Raw genomic sequence first — 14,602 nt, forward strand, 5'->3', positions numbered from 1 at the left:
CGGTGGCCTGGTCGCGCTCTCGTTCGTCGCGCGATCGTCGCGGCCACCTCGCTGCCCGCCACCCTCCCTCCTCACCGCCGAGGACGTGCAGGCGCTCAGCCCCACGTCGCCGATGGACGCCGATCTGAGCCGCGGATCCCAGTCGTTCGTCGCCGGCGAGGTCACCGGCGAGGCCGTCGCCCGCGACGGCTTCGGAGTGCAGGAGCGCAAGACCCAGACCAACGTCGCTGACATCGTCCGCACCTCGGACACCGGCTTCACCAACGACCCGAACGCGTCGATCCAGTGGCCGTTCGCCGTCGGCGTGCCGGTCGGCGACCGCTTCGGCTACCGCAACTGCGCGGGCTGCTCCGTGAACCACGGCGGCACCGACTTCAACCCCGGCAACGGCTCGCCGATCCAGTCCATCGCGGACGGCGTCGTCCGCACGGTGATCGACGGCGAGGGCTCGCTCGGCGTCCACGTGATCGTCGACCACGAGATCGACGGGCAGCTCGTGTCCAGCGTTTACGCGCACATGCAGCACGGCTCTGCGGCTGTCAACGAGGGCGACCCGGTGAAGGTCGGGCAGCTGCTCGGCCTGGTCGGTTCGACCGGCATGTCGACCGGCCCGCACCTGCACTTCGAGATCCGCCTCGACGGAGTCACGAAGGTCGACTCCTACCTCTGGCTCAAGGCGAACGCCGGGCGCTGAGCCGCGGCGCCCCACCCGCCCGTGCCCCGCGCGAGCTGCGGGGCACGGGCGCGGTGCGCACGACCCGGTGCGATGCGCACCTGATCGCCACGCGCCTCTGCAACGGCGGTTCCCGTGGAGTCGTCACCCCCGCCGATCGCCCGGGCCACCGCCGAGCGGCAGCCAGCGCTACTCCGCCCGCAGCCAGACCGTGGTGTCAGCGGCCAGCGCTGGCTCCAGCAGCTCCTCCGACGAGAGCACGACCGAGCCGACCGGCAGCTCGACCGGAGCCGCTCCGATGTTCGCGATCACCGTGATCCCGCCATTGCGGAACGCAAGCACGCCGTCGGGGTAGCCGTCGAGCCACTCGATCGCGCCCGAGCCCAGATCCTCCGAGCGGCGGACCGAGAGCAGTGCGCGGTACAGCTCGAGGGTCGACCCCTCGACGCCGAGCTGACGGTCACGAGCGAGCAGTGCCCAATCGTCGGGCTGAGGCAGCCACGAGTCACCGGTGGGGCTGAAGCCATAGGCGGGCGCATCCGCCTCCCAGGGGATCGGCACTCGGCAGCCGTCGCGGCCGTATCGCTCACCGCCGGTCCGGAACCACGTCGGGTCCTGGCGTGCGGAGTCGGGCAGGTCGATCGCTTCTGGGAGCCCCAGCTCCTCGCCCTGGTAGACGTAGGCGGAGCCGGGGAGCGCGAGCATCAGGGCCGTCGCGGCGCGTGCCCGGCGCAACCCCAGCACCGGGTCCGGGAGGCCCGGCGTGCGCGGGCCGATGCCGTAGCCCTGCGGGTTGTCCCTCGTGAGCGCGAGCCTGCTGGCGTGACGCACGACGTCGTGATTCGAGAGCACCCACGTCGAGGGGGCGTCGACCGCAGCGAAGGCCTCGACCGAGGAGTCGATGATGTCGCGCAGGGCAGGGCCGTTCCACGGGGTCTCGAGGTAGGCGAAGTTGAAAGCCTGGTGCATCTCGTCCGGGCGCACCCAGCGCGCGAGCTTCGAGAGCGGCTGCACCCACGCCTCGGCGCAGAGCACGCGGTCGTCCGGGTACTCGGCGAGGAGGGAGTGCCAGTCACGGTAGATCTCGTGCACGCCGTCCTGCGCCCAGTACGGCGCGGTGGCGGGCTCCTCGCCGTCGGCGGGGGCGACTCCGCCCATCGAGCCGCTGTCGGCCGGCGGCGTGTAGTCGGGCAGGCCCTCGGCCTTGATCATGCCGTGGGCGACGTCGACGCGGAAGCCGTCGACTCCGCGGTCGAGCCAGAAGCGCAGCACTCGCGGAAGCGCTCACGGACCCACGCGTCGTCCAGTCGAAGTCGGGCTGCGAGCTGTCGAAGAGGTGCAGGTACCACTGGCCCGGCGCGCCGTCCGGCTCGGTGACGCGCGTCCAGGCGGGGCCTCCGAAGACCGACTCCCAGTTGTTGGGTGGCAGCTCACCGGCGGCGCCGCGGCCGTCGCGGAACAGGTAGCGCGCACGCTCGGCGCTTCCGGCGGGAGCGGCGAGCGCCTCCTGGAACCAGCGGTGCGCGCTCGAGGAGTGGTTGGGGACGAGGTCGACGATGATGCGGATTCCGAGCGCGTGCGCCCGGGCGAGCATCGCGTCGAAGTCGGCGAGGGTGCCGAAGAGCGGATCGACGTCGCAGTAGTCGGCGACGTCGTAGCCCGCATCCTTCTGCGGTGAGGTCATGAACGGCGAGAGCCAGACCGCGTCGACCCCCAGCTCCGCGAGGCTCGGGAGTCGCGAGGTGATGCCGGGCAGGTCGCCGATGCCGTCGCCGTCCGCATCCGCGAAGGAGCGGGGGTAGATCTGATAGATCACGGCGGTGCGCCACCATTCGGTGCCCGGGCGGCGCTCGGCCTCGGGGAGGGGGCCGGCGGAGTTCTCGGGCGCGCCGAAGAGAGCGGAGTCCAGGGTCATGCGTCGAGTTTATCGGGAGGGCCGGACGTCGCGATCGGCAGGGCCGGACGCCGCGATCGACTCTCTGCCCTAGGGTCGATGAGTGAGCGAAGAGACCCCCGACGCCGCCCGCGCCCGACGCCGCAGGGCACTGCTCTGGGTGGTCCCGCTGCTGGTGCTGCTGATCGGCGGCCTCCTCGCGGTGACGCTCGCGCTCGGCGGTTTCGCCGTGCGGAGCATGACCGGTGCCGGGAGTGTCTCCGCGGTCCTCTTCCCGTCGGCCTGAGCGCGCTCTGCTGCCGAGAGCGAGTGGGCGCGCGAGAAGTTGCGCGCCGTCCTCTGACCCGGACGTGCCGCGGCTCAGGCCGTGGCGGCCGGGCCGCCCTCATCCTCGGGCTCCGGTTCGGAGGAGGTGCGTGCCGCCTCCCCGGATGCGTGCCCGGTCTCGGCGCCCGTCGCGCGGGCCTGCTCGTCGGCGCGGCTGACCGCCTCCGCCAGCTCGTCGACCACGAGGAAGCCCGGCGAGACGGCCTCGGCCCGGTACGCCGCCCGCCCGACCATGTGGGCCGAGACCGGCACCGTCAGCAGCTGGAAGCCGATCACGAGCACGATCGTCCCCGCGGCGGCGAAGCCAGGATTGCGGATCGCGACGGCCAGCATCACGCAGATGAGACCGAGCACCTGAGGCTTGGTGCCCGCGTGCATCCGCGAGAGGAGGTCGCCGAAGCGGAGCAGGCCGACCGCCGCGATCAGCGAGAGCAGCCCGCCGGCGATGAGAAGCACGGCGGTCAGGACATCCAGGAACAGCTCCACGTCAGTCCTCCTCGCGGTTGGCCATGAACTTGGCGACGCTGATCGATCCGAACACGGCGAACAGGGCCAGCCCGAGAGCGACGGGCAGGGTGCGCGCATGGTGGTTGACCGCCATCTCGGCGCCGATCCCGCAGATGATCGTCGCGACGAGCACGTCGGCGGCGACCACCCGGTCGAGCACCGACGGGCCTCGGAGGATGCGCACCAGTGCGAGCAGGCACGCCGCGCCGAACACGGGCACCAGGATCCAGACCAGCCAGCCGATCATCGGACCGCCCCCGCTCCCCTGTCGAGCGGCTGGTTCACGCGCTGCACGTCCTCGCGCGAGCCGATCGCGCGGACGATGCGCGCCTCCGACTCCAGCACCGTGCGGCGCACCTCCTCGATCCGCTCGTCCTCGTCGTGGGTGACGCCGAGCACGTGCAGGTAGAGCACGTTCAGCTGCGGGTCGACGTCGATCACGAGCGAGCCCGGGACGAGCGAGACGGCCTCCGTCGTCCACACCAGCATCCCTTCGGAGCGGCTGCGCAGGTGCACGGCGACGATCGCGTTGTGCACCGGGACGGGCAGGGTGAGGATCTGCCAGGAGACGCGGACCGAGGCGACCGCGATGTCGACGAGCAGCCGGAGGAGGAACACCAGCACGAACCACGGGTTCACCCGGTTCGAGAACTCGACCGGAGGCAGGTAGAAGACCCGTGTGATCAGCAGGGCGACCAGGAATCCCGAGACGATCGAGAGCACCGAGACGTCGTCCCAGAGCAGCACCCAGATGCCGACGAGGGTGACGAACATCGCGACGCGGTTCCAGACGTCGACGCGGCGGCGCGGGCTCATCGCGGTCCCTCCTCGCCGAAGGACGAGTCGCGGTAGACGGTCGCGATGTAGGTCGCGGGGTCGGCGACGTCGCGTGCGGCGTGCGCGCTGGCGTCGTAGAGCGGGCCGGCGCCGATCGTCAGCGCGACTCCGACCACGACCATGCCGGCGGTGGCGAGCACCATCATCGGCGGGGAGTGGCGGGTGCGGATGCTGCCCGTGTCGTGAGGGTCCTCCTGGAGCTGGTCGATGAGGGGCGACTCGTAGCCGGGCACCTCCTCCTGGCGGCGCCAGAAGGCCATGTTCCAAACCCGGGCGACCGCGTAGAGCGTGAGCAGCGAGGTGACGGCCCCAGCGGCGATCACAGCCCAGATCAGCCACGACGGCTGCTCGACCGCCGACTCCGCGCCCGCCACGAACAGGCCGACCTTGCCGAGGAAGCCGGTGAACGGCGGGATGCCGCCGAGGTTCATCGCGGGCACGAAGTAGAGCAGGGCCAGCAGCGGCGACGCCTTGAGTAGCCCGCCGAGGCGGAGGATCGAGGTCGTGCCGCCGACCCGCTCGATCAGGCCGGTGGCGAGGAACAGCGTCGTCTGCACGGTGATGTGGTGGATCACGTAGAAGATGGTCGCGGCGTACCCCGCCGAGGTGCCGATCGCGATGCCGAACACCATGTAGCCGATGTGGGAGACGAGGGTGAACGACAGCATCCGCTTGATGTCGGCCTGCGCGACGGCGCCGAGGATGCCGACGACCAGGGTCAGCAGCGCCACCACCAGCAGGACCTCCTGCAGTCTGCCGCCCGGGAACAGCAGCGTCTCGGTGCGGATCAGGGCGTAGACGCCGACCTTCGTGAGCAGGCCCGCGAACACGGCGGTCACCGGTGCCGGGGCCGTGGGGTAGGAGTCGGGGAGCCAGAACGACAGCGGGAACACGGCCGCCTTGATCCCGAAGCCCAGCAGCAGCACCACGTGCAGCACGAGCTGCACATCGGCCGGAAGCTCGGCGATCCGGATCGAGAGCTGCGCCATGTTGACCGTGCCGGTCGCTCCGTAGAGCAGGCCGATGGCCGAGAGGAAGAAGACGCTGGAGACCAGGCTCACAACCACGTAGGTCGTGCCCGCTCGGATGCGCGGGGCGGTGCCGCCGAGGGTGATCAGCACATAGCTGGCCGCGAGCAGGATCTCGAAGCCGACGTAGAGGTTGAAGAGATCGCCCGCGACGAAGGCGTTGAGGATTCCCGCCGAGAGGATCAGGTAGGTCGGGTGGAAGATCGTGACCGGTGTCTCGCGGTTGCCGTCGACGAGGCCCTGGCCCACCGAGAAGAGCAGGACGCCCAGGAGCGTGATCGAGGTGATCACCAGCATCAGCGCGGCGAGTGGATCGACGACGAGCACGATGCCCCACGGCGGCTCCCAGCCGCCCACGTAGACGGCGCTGCCGCCCTCGTCACCGGTGAGGACCAGCACGAGCATGACCGACGAGAGGATCAGGACGGTCGAGAGCGTCACGATGTTGACGGTGATCTGCGCGCGCCGGTGGCGGCCCAGGATCAGCGCGACGGCCGCTCCCAGGAGGGGGAGGGTGACGACGAGCGGGATCAGGGCGTTCATCGGTCCTCCTGCCTGTCGTCGGTCATGGCGCTCTCCCCGTGCTTGGCGGCGGTGCCCTCGTCGCTGGACTCCAGTAGCACGTCGAGGGCCCGGTCGTCGGCGGTGGTCTGGGCCGAGATGCCCGCTGCGTCCGCTCGCACCGAGGTGTCGGTCTCGTCGTCCTCGACCTGGTCGGCGTTGGCGAGTCGCCAGCGCCGGTAGATCATGGCGAGGAGGAAGGCCGAGATCCCGAAGGTGATCACGATCGCCGTCAGGATGAGCGCCTGGGGAAGCGGATCAGCCATCTCGTCCGCCATCTGCTCGTAGGAGCGACCGTCGTCGGTCACGAACGGGGCGGTGCCCGAGCGTCCGGCCATCAGCAGGATGAGGATGTTGGTCGCGTTGCCGACCAGCAGAAAGCCGATCAGGATGCGGGTGAGGCTCCGCTCAAGCATCTGGTAGACGCCCGCGGCGTACATCACCGCCATCACGGCGACGAGGACGACGGTGATGCTCACGCGTCCCCCCGTCCCGGGCCGCCGACGACGGTCGACCCGGTGGGGAGCCGCGTCTCGAGACCGTCGACGGTGCCCGCGCCGGGGCCGGGGGTGCTCTCGGTCGAGTGCGTGACCCCGTCGCCCGAGGGGGCGCCGTTCTCGGCCTCCTCGCCGTGGCGGTCGACCTCGCCGCCGAGGCTGCGGAGGATGTCGAGGGTGAGACCGATCACGATCAGGTACACCCCGATGTCGAAGAGGGTGGAGGTGCCGAGGTGGAGCTCACCCAGAACGGGCACCTCGAGGTCGAGCCAGCTCGATTCCAGCACCTCGAGGCCGAAGGCGAGGGAGGACACCGCGGTGCCCACGGCGAAGAGGAGTCCGAGCCCCAGCACCTTGCCGGCGTCGATCGGCGCGGCCTCGCCGAGCTCGAACCGGCCACCCGCGAGGTAGCGCGCCACGAGCGCGAGACCGGCGAGCAGGCCGCCCGCGAAGCCTCCGCCCGGGGTGTTGTGACCGGTGAAGAGCAGATAGACCGACACGATCATCGCGGGGTGGAACAGGAGGCGCACCAGCACCTCGAGCACGATCGAGCGGTTCTCGGGTCGGAGGGTGCGGCCGGCGACGAGCCACGAGCCGCGGTCGCCGGTCGTGTCGGACTCTGAGGAGGGGGACGTGAGATCCATCGCCCGCTCGCGGCGGTCGCCCGCTCCCTGCGTGTCGAGGCGGGGAGCGCCTCCGGCCCGGCTGGAGAGGAAGATCAGGCTCGCGACACCCGTGGCGACGACCACCAGTACCGAGATCTCGCCCATCGTGTCCCAGGCGCGGATGTCGACGAGCAGCACATTGACGATGTTGCGGCCTTTGCCCTCCTCGTAGGCGAGGCGGGGGAGTTCTGCGGAGATCGGCGTGGCCGTCCTGGCGCCGAGGGCGATCGTCGCCGCGACCGCCATGACGCCTCCGACCGTGATGCCGATGATCGCACGCAGGCGCTTGCGCATCGGCTGGTGCTTCGCCGCGATGCGGGTCGGGAGGCGGCGCAGCACGAGCACGAAGACCACCAGGGTGACCGTCTCGATCAGGGCCTGGGTGAGCGCGAGGTCGGGCGCGCCCTGCAGGGCGAAGAGGGCGACCATCCCGTACCCGGTGGCGCCGGCCAGCAGCACGGCGGCGACACGGTTGCGGGCCACCGCGCAGAGGACCGCGGCGAGGATCATCACGGCCGCGACCGCGAGCTGACCCGGGGTGTCCCAGAAGACGATGTCGCCGGGCCAGGTGCGGTTCAGCGCCGCCGCGCCGCCGACTCCGAGCACGAACACCGAGAAGATCACCGTGAGATAGCGGGGGAGCGAGCCCCGCTGCACGAACTCGGTGACCGTGCTCGCCACACGGTCGAGCCAGCGGACGGTGGCCCAGTAGCCCTCGGCCGAGTCGATCCAGTTCGGCAGCACCGACTGCGCACGGGCGACGGCGACCCGCTTGGCGAAGAGAAGGAGACCGATCGCGATAACCAGGCGCTGAGCCCGAGCGCGGGCTCGAAGCCGTGCCAGAGTGCGAGGTAGTATCCGCCGTGGGCCGAGGACTCGGCCGCCGCGGCGAGCTGCGGGTCGGCGTCGGGAGCGGCGTACGGCAGTGTGTCGGCGTAGACGGCGACCAGCGGGTCGAGCACGGAGGCGGCGAGCCCGCCAGCGGCGCCGGCCGCGGCGAGCAGCACCGGTGCAGCGGTGAAGATCCACGGCTCGGCGTGCAGCTCGGTGTCCTCGAGGCCCTTCTTCCGGGCGAAGGCCCCCCAGAAGAAGCGGGCCGAGTAGGCGACGGTGAGGATCGAGCCGAGGACGAGTCCGATCAGCGCGACCCAGGCCCAGAACGAGCCCTGCTCGATCGCCGAGATCAGGCTGGTGAAGACCGCCTCCTTGGCGACGAAGCCCAGCAGCGGCGGGATGCCCGCCATCGAGAGGACGCCGAGCAGTGCTGCGGCGGCGAGGACCGGCGAGCGGCGGCCGAGGCCGCTGAGCTTGCGCAGATCGCGGGTGCCGCCCGGTGGTCGACGATGCCGACCACGAGGAAGAGCAGCGCCTTGAAGAGAGCGTGCCCGAGCAGGAGGGTCAGCCCGGCCAGCGCCGCGTCGCGCGAGCCGAAGCCCACCGCGACGGTCAGGAAGCCGAGCTGACTGACCGTGCCGTAGGCGAGCACGAGCTTGAGGTCGTACTGGCGGAGCGACCGCCAGCCGCCGACGAGCATCGTCCAGACGCCGACGCTGACCACGACGGGCAGCCACACGGAGTCGTCGGCGAAGCCGGGAGCGAGGCGTGCGACGAGGTAAATGCCGGCCTTGACCATCGCGGCCGCGTGCAGGTAGGCGCTGACCGGCGTCGGAGCGGCCATTGCGGCAGGCAGCCAGAAGTGGAACGGCACCAGCGCCGACTTCGAGAAAGCGCCCAGCAGCACGAGCACGAGCGCGACCGACACCGACGGACCGGAGGGAGCGGCGGCGACGATCCTCGCGAGACTCGTGGTGCCGGACTCGACGATCAGCACGATGAGGCCGACCAGCATCGCCAAACCGCCGAGTGTCGTGACCAGCAGGGCCTGGAGGCCGGCACCGCGGCTCTCCTTGCGGCCGCTGTAGTGGCCGATCAGCAGGTAGGAGAGGACGCTCGTCGCCTCCCAGAAGACGAAGAGCACGATGACGTCGTCAGCCGTGACCAGGCCGTACATCACTCCGGCGAAGGCGAAGAGCAGCGCGGCGAAGCGACCGAGCGAGGGCTCGTCCCTACTGAAGTAGCCGGCGCAGTAGGCGAGCACGAGCGCGCCGACTCCGCTGACGACGAGGGCGAGCACGAGCGAGAGCGCGTCGAGCCGGAACGAGAGCGCGATGTCGAGCGCTGGGATCCACGGGACCGTCTCGCGGATCTCACTGCCGCCGAGGACCGCAGGCAGTGCGGTGGCCGTGGCGATGAAGCTCGCAGCGGGCACGAGGGCCAGGGCATAGAACGTCTTCGGGCCGAACCGGTCCACCACCCACGGGGTGACGATCGCGAGAGCGAACGAGATCACCAGGATGAGGAGCATCACATGTTCCTCCCAAGGTGTACCCAGCGCAGTCGTCGGTCAAGAATACCGGAGGCCCTTCCGGCAGAACCTGAGCGGGAGGAGGCTTGACGGGCGCTGCCGCCCTCTAGCGTGGGAGTCATGGCCCGCTCCCTCCTGCCCGATCAGCTCTGCCGACTCCGCGTGCACGACCTCGCCAGCGGAGTCGCGACGACCGTCTTCGCCTCGGACTCGATGCTCGTCGAGGCGCCGAACTGGACGCCGGACGGTACGGCACTGGTGGTCAACGGCGACGGCGTGCTCTTCCGCCTTCCGCTCGAGGGGGCGCCCGTGCTCGAGCCGATCCCGCTCGACGGAGTCCCTGCCGAGCTCAACAACGACCATGTGCTCGCTCCGTCCGGAGACACCGCCTACGTCTCGGCGCGCGACGGGCACCTGTACGCGGTCGCCCTCGACGGCTCCGTGCCTGCCCGCCGCCTGACGGGCGAGCGGGAGGGTGGCCGCTTCAAGCACTACCTGCACGGGATCTCGCCCGACGGCACTCTGCTCGCCCTCATCGGAGGCGGCGACGCCTCCGGCGAATGGCGGACGGACGTCTACACGATGCCGGCGGAGGGAGGCGCGCTCACCGCGCTCACCGATGACGCGTTCCCCGACGACGGCGTCGACTTCTCGGCCGACGGGCGCACCCTGCTGCTCAACTCCGAGCGTGCGGGCAGGGGCGCCCAGTTGTTCCGGATGGCCCTCGACGGCTCGGGGCTCACCCGGCTGGTTGAGTCGGACACGGTCGACTGGTTCCCGCACGAGTCGCCGGACGGGCGGCACGTCCTCTACCTGTCCTATCCCGCGGGGACGTCGGGGCATCCGGAGAACCTGGAGGTGGAGCTGCGGCTGCTCGACCTCGCCGGACGGACCGCGACGGCGCCGGGGAGAGTGCTGGAGCGGCTCGTCGGCGGGCAGGGGACGATCAACGTCGCGGGCTGGGCTCCTGACTCGACCCGCTTCGCCTACGCGGACTACCCGATGGGTCCGCTCCACGACGCCTGAGTGCTTACCGCGCATGAGCGGGATGGGGAGCGAGTGGGCCTGCTCGCAGGAGTTGAATCGGAGGATGAGCATCGACAGTGCAGCCTCCCCCTCGACCACCCGCGCACCCCTCGGCGACTCCGGCATCGACGTCTTCCCGCTCTCGCTCGGCGGCAACGTCTTCGGCTGGACCGCGGGCAGACAGACGTCTTTCGACGTCCTCGACGGCTACGTCGCGGCGGGCGGTGATTTCATCGACACCGCCGACTCGTACTCGGCCTGGGTCCCGGGCAATCGGGGCGGCGAGTCCGAGACGATCATCGGCGAGTGGCTCGGCCGGCGCTCCGGCTCCCGCGACGACGTGGTCATCGCGACGAAGGTGAGCCGCCACCCGCAGTTCACCGGGCTCGCGCCCGACACCGTCCGCGCGGCGGCCAGGGCGTCGCTCGAGCGCCTGAGGACCGACCGCATCGACCTCTACTACGCGCACTTCGACGACGAGGCGGTGCCGATGGAGGACATCGCCCGGGTCTTCTCGGAGCTGGTCGACCAGGGTCTGGTGCGGGCGATCGGAGTCTCGAACGTCAGCGCCGAGCGCGTCGCCTCCTGGCTGCGCATCGCCGCAGAGGAGGGACTGCACGCGCCGGTCGCGCTCCAGCCGCACTACAACCTGGTCGAGCGTGGGATCGAGGCCGACCTGCTGCCGCTCGCGCGTGAGGCGGGCCTGGCCGTCGTGCCCTACTACGCCCTCGCCTCCGGCTTCCTGACCGGCAAGTACCGCGACGGCTCGACGCCCGAGGGCCCGCGCGCCGACGGCGCCGCCCGCTACCTCGATGCCCGCGGGCGCCGCGTGCTCGCCGCGCTCGACACCGCGGCCGAGGCGCACGGAGTCGAGGTCGCGACGGTCGCACTCGCGTGGCTCCGCTCGCAGCCCGGAGTGGTCGCACCGATCGCGAGCGCCCGGGTGGTCGAGCAGCTGCCGGCCTTGACCGCCTCGGCGCCCTCGAGCTGAGCGCGGAGGAGCTCGCAGCGCTGGACACGGCGAGCCGCCCGTAGCACCGCCAGGTGGCCGCGGGACGCGACTCCCGCGGTCATCGTCGCGCCCCGGAGGTGCTATCGTCTAACGGTGCCAAATCGCGGGCGCGCCCTCGAACGGGCCGTCAGACCCGCAGGTGCGCCCCCTTAGCTCATTGGTAGAGCACTTCCTTGGTAAGGAAGAGGTAGTGGGTCCGATTCCCACAGGGGGCTCCGTTCCCCGCAGGCCAGGCCTGCGAGAACGAGCGGCGGGGTAGCTCAGGTGGTTAGAGCACACGGCTCATAATCGTGGTGTCGCGGGTTCGAGTCCCGCTCCCGCTACCGCAGAGTCATATTCACACAGATGACAGCACGATATCGGCTGGGCCAGTCTCGGTGGAGGCGTCGGAGTTCTCTCCGGCGCCTTTTCGTGTTGCTCGTGCCTGCGCGGCGTCGCGGATCGCGCTCGGGGCGGGCTGTCGCTGGGGCACGACGGTGGTCTGGTGGCCATCGTCGTGGACACAGTCGTTCGCGAAGAAGGCTACGACGAGCCTCCGCTTCACCTCATCGGCGGATGCGAGGTACAGGGCCTCGAGCCGCATCAAAGCCCAATTTCAGGAGTATAAGAATGGTTAGTGGATCGCCGGCCGAATTGTTGGCTTTCCTTGGCGGTGACGTACGGGCCGCTGCGTTGCAAGAGGTGCGCAGTCTTTATGTCCGAGACCGTCACGCCTTCTTGTCCGACTACTTTGGGCCAGATGTAGATATAGGTGAGTCAGATGTAAGTAAGGCGCTCTTCGAGTGTGATTCGGCCACTGATTTGGCTTTCGCCCTTGGCACTCTTCTCTGGGATGCAGAGGAGCTAGGTGTGGCTGTCGAGTTCTTCCGATTTAGCGCGAAGGGCGGCGACTTGTGGCGGCAGCTCCACCTTGCTGAGGCGCTCGAGTGGACTGATTCCTGGGAGGAAGCTCTCGAAATATCGGAAAAGCTTCGAATCTTAGAGTTTCGGGGAAGAGTATTTGCTGCGGGCCTCGCGGGAATCATTCGTTTTGAACGTCTCGGTGACTCCGGCGACCAAGTCGTTGCACTGCTGAACGAAGCGGCCCCTTATGCGGGGGATTTTGCGGTAGGTCTGGCAGACGTGCGTGCGTCTCGAGGTGAATTTAGTGCCGCCCGCGAGCTACTCGAGCTGGAACTGGCAAGCGAGCAGCCCCGCGTATTTCGTAAACTCGCAGATCTTCTAATGGAAGGGTTTTCCGATTTTTACGGAGCGGAAAAAATGTATCGGCGCGGTATTCAGCTAGGTGACTGGTACTCCGCCTATAATCTCGCCAAGTTGTTTGTCGATCAACAACGCGTCCACGAGGCGCGCGAGCTTCTTGAGTGGGCCTCTGCTCGCGGTGGTGATGATGATGTTCTCGCTTTGCTTTCGCGTATTGATAGCTAGCAGATCATTCATCGAGGGCGGTGGAAAGCTCCGGTTGTCGAAGGGTAGGCGACGCTCTGCGAGTCGGTGATATTCGAATCTTTTGCCCCACATGTCAAACCTCCTTGCAGAGCGTCGCCCGGAATCAATCGACGCGGTGCGGCTCTCGTTCGTCCTCGCTCCTCCGCCATGGTGGCGGCAATCGACGCTGGCAGACCTGCGCAGGCCACTGACGTCGAGGATGTCGCCCTCAACGCGGTCAGCGAGGAACGCCAGCGCGGCCGAGATGTTGACGCACGCAGCTGGAGCTGACGGACATGCGGTCTGCGGTCTTCCGAACCGACGCACCTGCGAGCTAGAGGCGCTCGGCGTCTGCTTGTTGCTCGATCGTGAGGGGCCGACGCCGGCGCCCGACTCCTGACGTCTGCTCGCTCGAGCACCACTTCGACCGGTCGGGTCTCGGCGAGAAGGCTCGCGGCGAGTTCGGGCGTCCTGCACCTGCTGAGGTCCTTCAGCAGCCCGCCGGTCTGCAGGACGGCCGAGACGAGTCCGTGTGCGATCGCGGCGCGCGGCCGCCGCCCGAAGACCCTCACCTCGCCGGAGTCCGGGGCCGAGAGGCCGAGGAGCATGTCGATGGTCGTCGTCTTGCCCGCGCCGTTCGGGCCGAGGAAGGCGACGATCTCGCCGGCGTGGACCGTGAGGTCCACGCCCGCGACGGCGGCGACGGAGCTGAAGCTCTTGGTGAGGGCGGTCGCCTGGACGGCGAGGTCGGTCGAGGTCATGCCCTCAGCCTGCCGAGGGGCCCGCCCGCGCGCCTCGGCCCTCTGTCACCACGGAGCCATGACATCCGTCACCCCTCGTCTCGGCCGCGAGACGCCAGTGAGACTCCACAGCGCGACCCGCGGCGGCCGGTTCAGACCGTACAGCCCGCGAAGAGCACGTCCTCGGAGGAGACGAGGTCGTCGAGAGTGAGCAGACGGTCGAGGTCGTGGCCCGCGGCCAGGGCGTTCGCCCGCTCGCCGGGTGTCTGCGGGGCGAGGCGGCCCTCCATCACGCCGCCGAGGGCGCGGACGGCGCAGGCCGCGACCACTCCCTCCGGGGTCCCTCCGACGCCGAGCACCAGGTCGACCCGACCTGCAGGATCGGCCGCCTCGATCGCGACCGAGACGTCGCCCTCGCCGCGCAGCGCGAGTGCGACCCCTGCCTCCCGCAGTGCCGCGACCAGCCCTGTGTGCCGCGGCTTGTCGAGCACGGCCACCACCAGCTCGCCCACCGGCCTGCCGAGCGCGGCGGCCAGACGCACCGCGTTCTCACCCGGGGTGAAGTCGAGCGAGACTGCGTCGCGCCCCGCCCCGGAGCAGACCAGCTTGTCCATGTAGAACACGTCGCGCGGGTCGAACAGTGTGCCGCGCGGTGCCAGCGCGATGACACTCACCGAGCCGGGCAGCCCCTCGGCCGTGAGACGGGTGCCGTCCAGCGGATCGACCGCCACGTCGCAGCAGGGAGCGGCGGCGCGCCCGAGGCGCTCGCCGTTCGCGAGCATGGGCGCCTCGTCCTTCTCGCCCTCACCGATCACGACGACGCCGTCGAACGGAGCCTCGGCCAGCACCGCCCGCATCGCCGCCACCGAGGCCGCGTCCGCAGCGAGCTTGTCGCCGCGGCCGTACCAGCCGCGCGCCGCCTCCGCGCCGCGCGCACGCTCGCGCGACCGCCTCCCGCAGCTCGGGCGAGTAGGCCGAGGCGGTGAGTAGCCGCACATCGCTCACGGACGTGCCGGCTGCGCGGTCGCGGTGCGGACCAGCC

General features: G+C 70.0%; 11 protein-coding genes, 2 tRNA genes and 3 pseudogenes. 7 read left to right on the forward strand and 9 right to left on the reverse strand.

Annotated elements, in window-relative coordinates; translation table 11 throughout:
• Positions 1–694, forward strand: a 694-nt coding sequence (locus ACH61_RS03720) for a M23 family metallopeptidase (protein WP_153038792.1), incomplete at its 5' end; no start/stop codon positions are given.
• A gap of 168 nt (positions 695–862) precedes the next feature.
• Here ACH61_RS03720 and ACH61_RS03725 read toward each other — a convergent pair.
• Positions 863–2,588, reverse strand: a pseudogene (locus ACH61_RS03725) (glycoside hydrolase family 13 protein).
• Positions 2,589–2,670: 82 nt separating this feature from the next.
• Here ACH61_RS03725 and ACH61_RS03730 point away from each other — a divergent pair.
• A complete protein-coding gene (locus tag ACH61_RS03730; RefSeq protein WP_068208752.1) occupies positions 2,671–2,853 on the forward strand; it encodes a hypothetical protein in 183 nt (60 codons plus the stop codon).
• Positions 2,854–2,927: 74 nt separating this feature from the next.
• On the opposite strand, the gene mnhG is transcribed toward ACH61_RS03730, so the two are convergent.
• The 6 genes and pseudogenes from mnhG to ACH61_RS19240 all read right to left on the reverse strand — a co-directional run bounded on the left by mnhG (position 2,928) and on the right by ACH61_RS19240 (position 9,354).
• A complete protein-coding gene (gene mnhG / locus ACH61_RS03735) occupies positions 2,928–3,380 on the reverse strand; it encodes a monovalent cation/H(+) antiporter subunit G (protein WP_068208755.1) in 453 nt (150 codons plus the stop codon).
• A 1-nt stretch (position 3,381) separates the two neighbouring features.
• Entirely contained in the window at positions 3,382–3,648 is a 267-nt protein-coding gene (locus ACH61_RS03740; protein ID WP_068208760.1) for a monovalent cation/H+ antiporter complex subunit F, read from the reverse strand.
• Positions 3,645–4,217: a Na+/H+ antiporter subunit E gene (locus ACH61_RS03745; RefSeq protein WP_068208771.1), complete on the reverse strand. Its 573-nt coding sequence runs from the start codon at positions 4,215–4,217 to the stop codon at positions 3,645–3,647. Before ACH61_RS03745 ends, ACH61_RS03740 begins: the two co-directional genes overlap by 4 nt.
• A complete protein-coding gene (locus tag ACH61_RS03750) occupies positions 4,214–5,809 on the reverse strand; it encodes a Na+/H+ antiporter subunit D (RefSeq protein ID WP_068208773.1) in 1,596 nt (531 codons plus the stop codon). The genes ACH61_RS03745 and ACH61_RS03750 overlap by 4 nt, the downstream gene beginning before the upstream one ends.
• Positions 5,806–6,306, reverse strand: coding sequence for a Na(+)/H(+) antiporter subunit C (locus ACH61_RS03755; protein ID WP_068208774.1), 501 nt, complete (start codon positions 6,304–6,306; stop codon positions 5,806–5,808). The genes ACH61_RS03750 and ACH61_RS03755 overlap by 4 nt, the downstream gene beginning before the upstream one ends.
• Positions 6,303–9,354 (reverse strand): annotated as a pseudogene (locus ACH61_RS19240) (Na+/H+ antiporter subunit A). The gene ACH61_RS03755 and the pseudogene ACH61_RS19240 overlap by 4 nt, the downstream one beginning before the upstream one ends.
• 120 nt (positions 9,355–9,474) lie before the next feature.
• On the opposite strand from ACH61_RS19240, the gene ACH61_RS03775 reads away from it, so the two are divergent.
• The 5 genes and pseudogenes from ACH61_RS03775 to ACH61_RS16720 all read left to right on the forward strand — a co-directional run bounded on the left by ACH61_RS03775 (position 9,475) and on the right by ACH61_RS16720 (position 12,820).
• The gene (locus ACH61_RS03775) at positions 9,475–10,380 is read left to right on the forward strand and encodes a TolB family protein (RefSeq protein ID WP_068208800.1); all 906 of its coding nucleotides are present in this window, start codon (positions 9,475–9,477) and stop codon (positions 10,378–10,380) included.
• Positions 10,381–10,444: 64 nt separating this feature from the next.
• A pseudogene (locus ACH61_RS03780) lies at positions 10,445–11,415 on the forward strand (aldo/keto reductase).
• Positions 11,416–11,535: 120 nt separating this feature from the next.
• Positions 11,536–11,607: transfer RNA gene (locus ACH61_RS03785), tRNA-Thr, on the forward strand.
• 34 nt (positions 11,608–11,641) lie between these two features.
• A tRNA-Met gene (locus tag ACH61_RS03790) sits at positions 11,642–11,715 on the forward strand.
• A gap of 286 nt (positions 11,716–12,001) precedes the next feature.
• Complete coding sequence (locus ACH61_RS16720; RefSeq protein ID WP_132504764.1) at positions 12,002–12,820, forward strand: tetratricopeptide repeat protein; 819 nt, start codon at positions 12,002–12,004, stop codon at positions 12,818–12,820.
• An 8-nt stretch (positions 12,821–12,828) separates the two neighbouring features.
• On the opposite strand, the gene ACH61_RS19245 is transcribed toward ACH61_RS16720, so the two are convergent.
• Both ACH61_RS19245 and ACH61_RS03800 read right to left on the reverse strand, forming a co-directional pair.
• A complete protein-coding gene (locus ACH61_RS19245) occupies positions 12,829–13,581 on the reverse strand; it encodes an ATP-binding cassette domain-containing protein (RefSeq protein WP_082844991.1) in 753 nt (250 codons plus the stop codon).
• Positions 13,582–13,712: 131 nt separating this feature from the next.
• Positions 13,713–14,558, reverse strand: coding sequence for a fructose-bisphosphatase class II family protein (locus ACH61_RS03800; protein WP_082844992.1), 846 nt, complete (start codon positions 14,556–14,558; stop codon positions 13,713–13,715).
• Between the last annotated feature and the right edge of the window lie 44 nt (positions 14,559–14,602).

This window comes from Rathayibacter tanaceti (genome assembly GCF_001634385.1).
Lineage (GTDB): Bacteria > Actinomycetota > Actinomycetes > Actinomycetales > Microbacteriaceae > Rathayibacter > Rathayibacter tanaceti.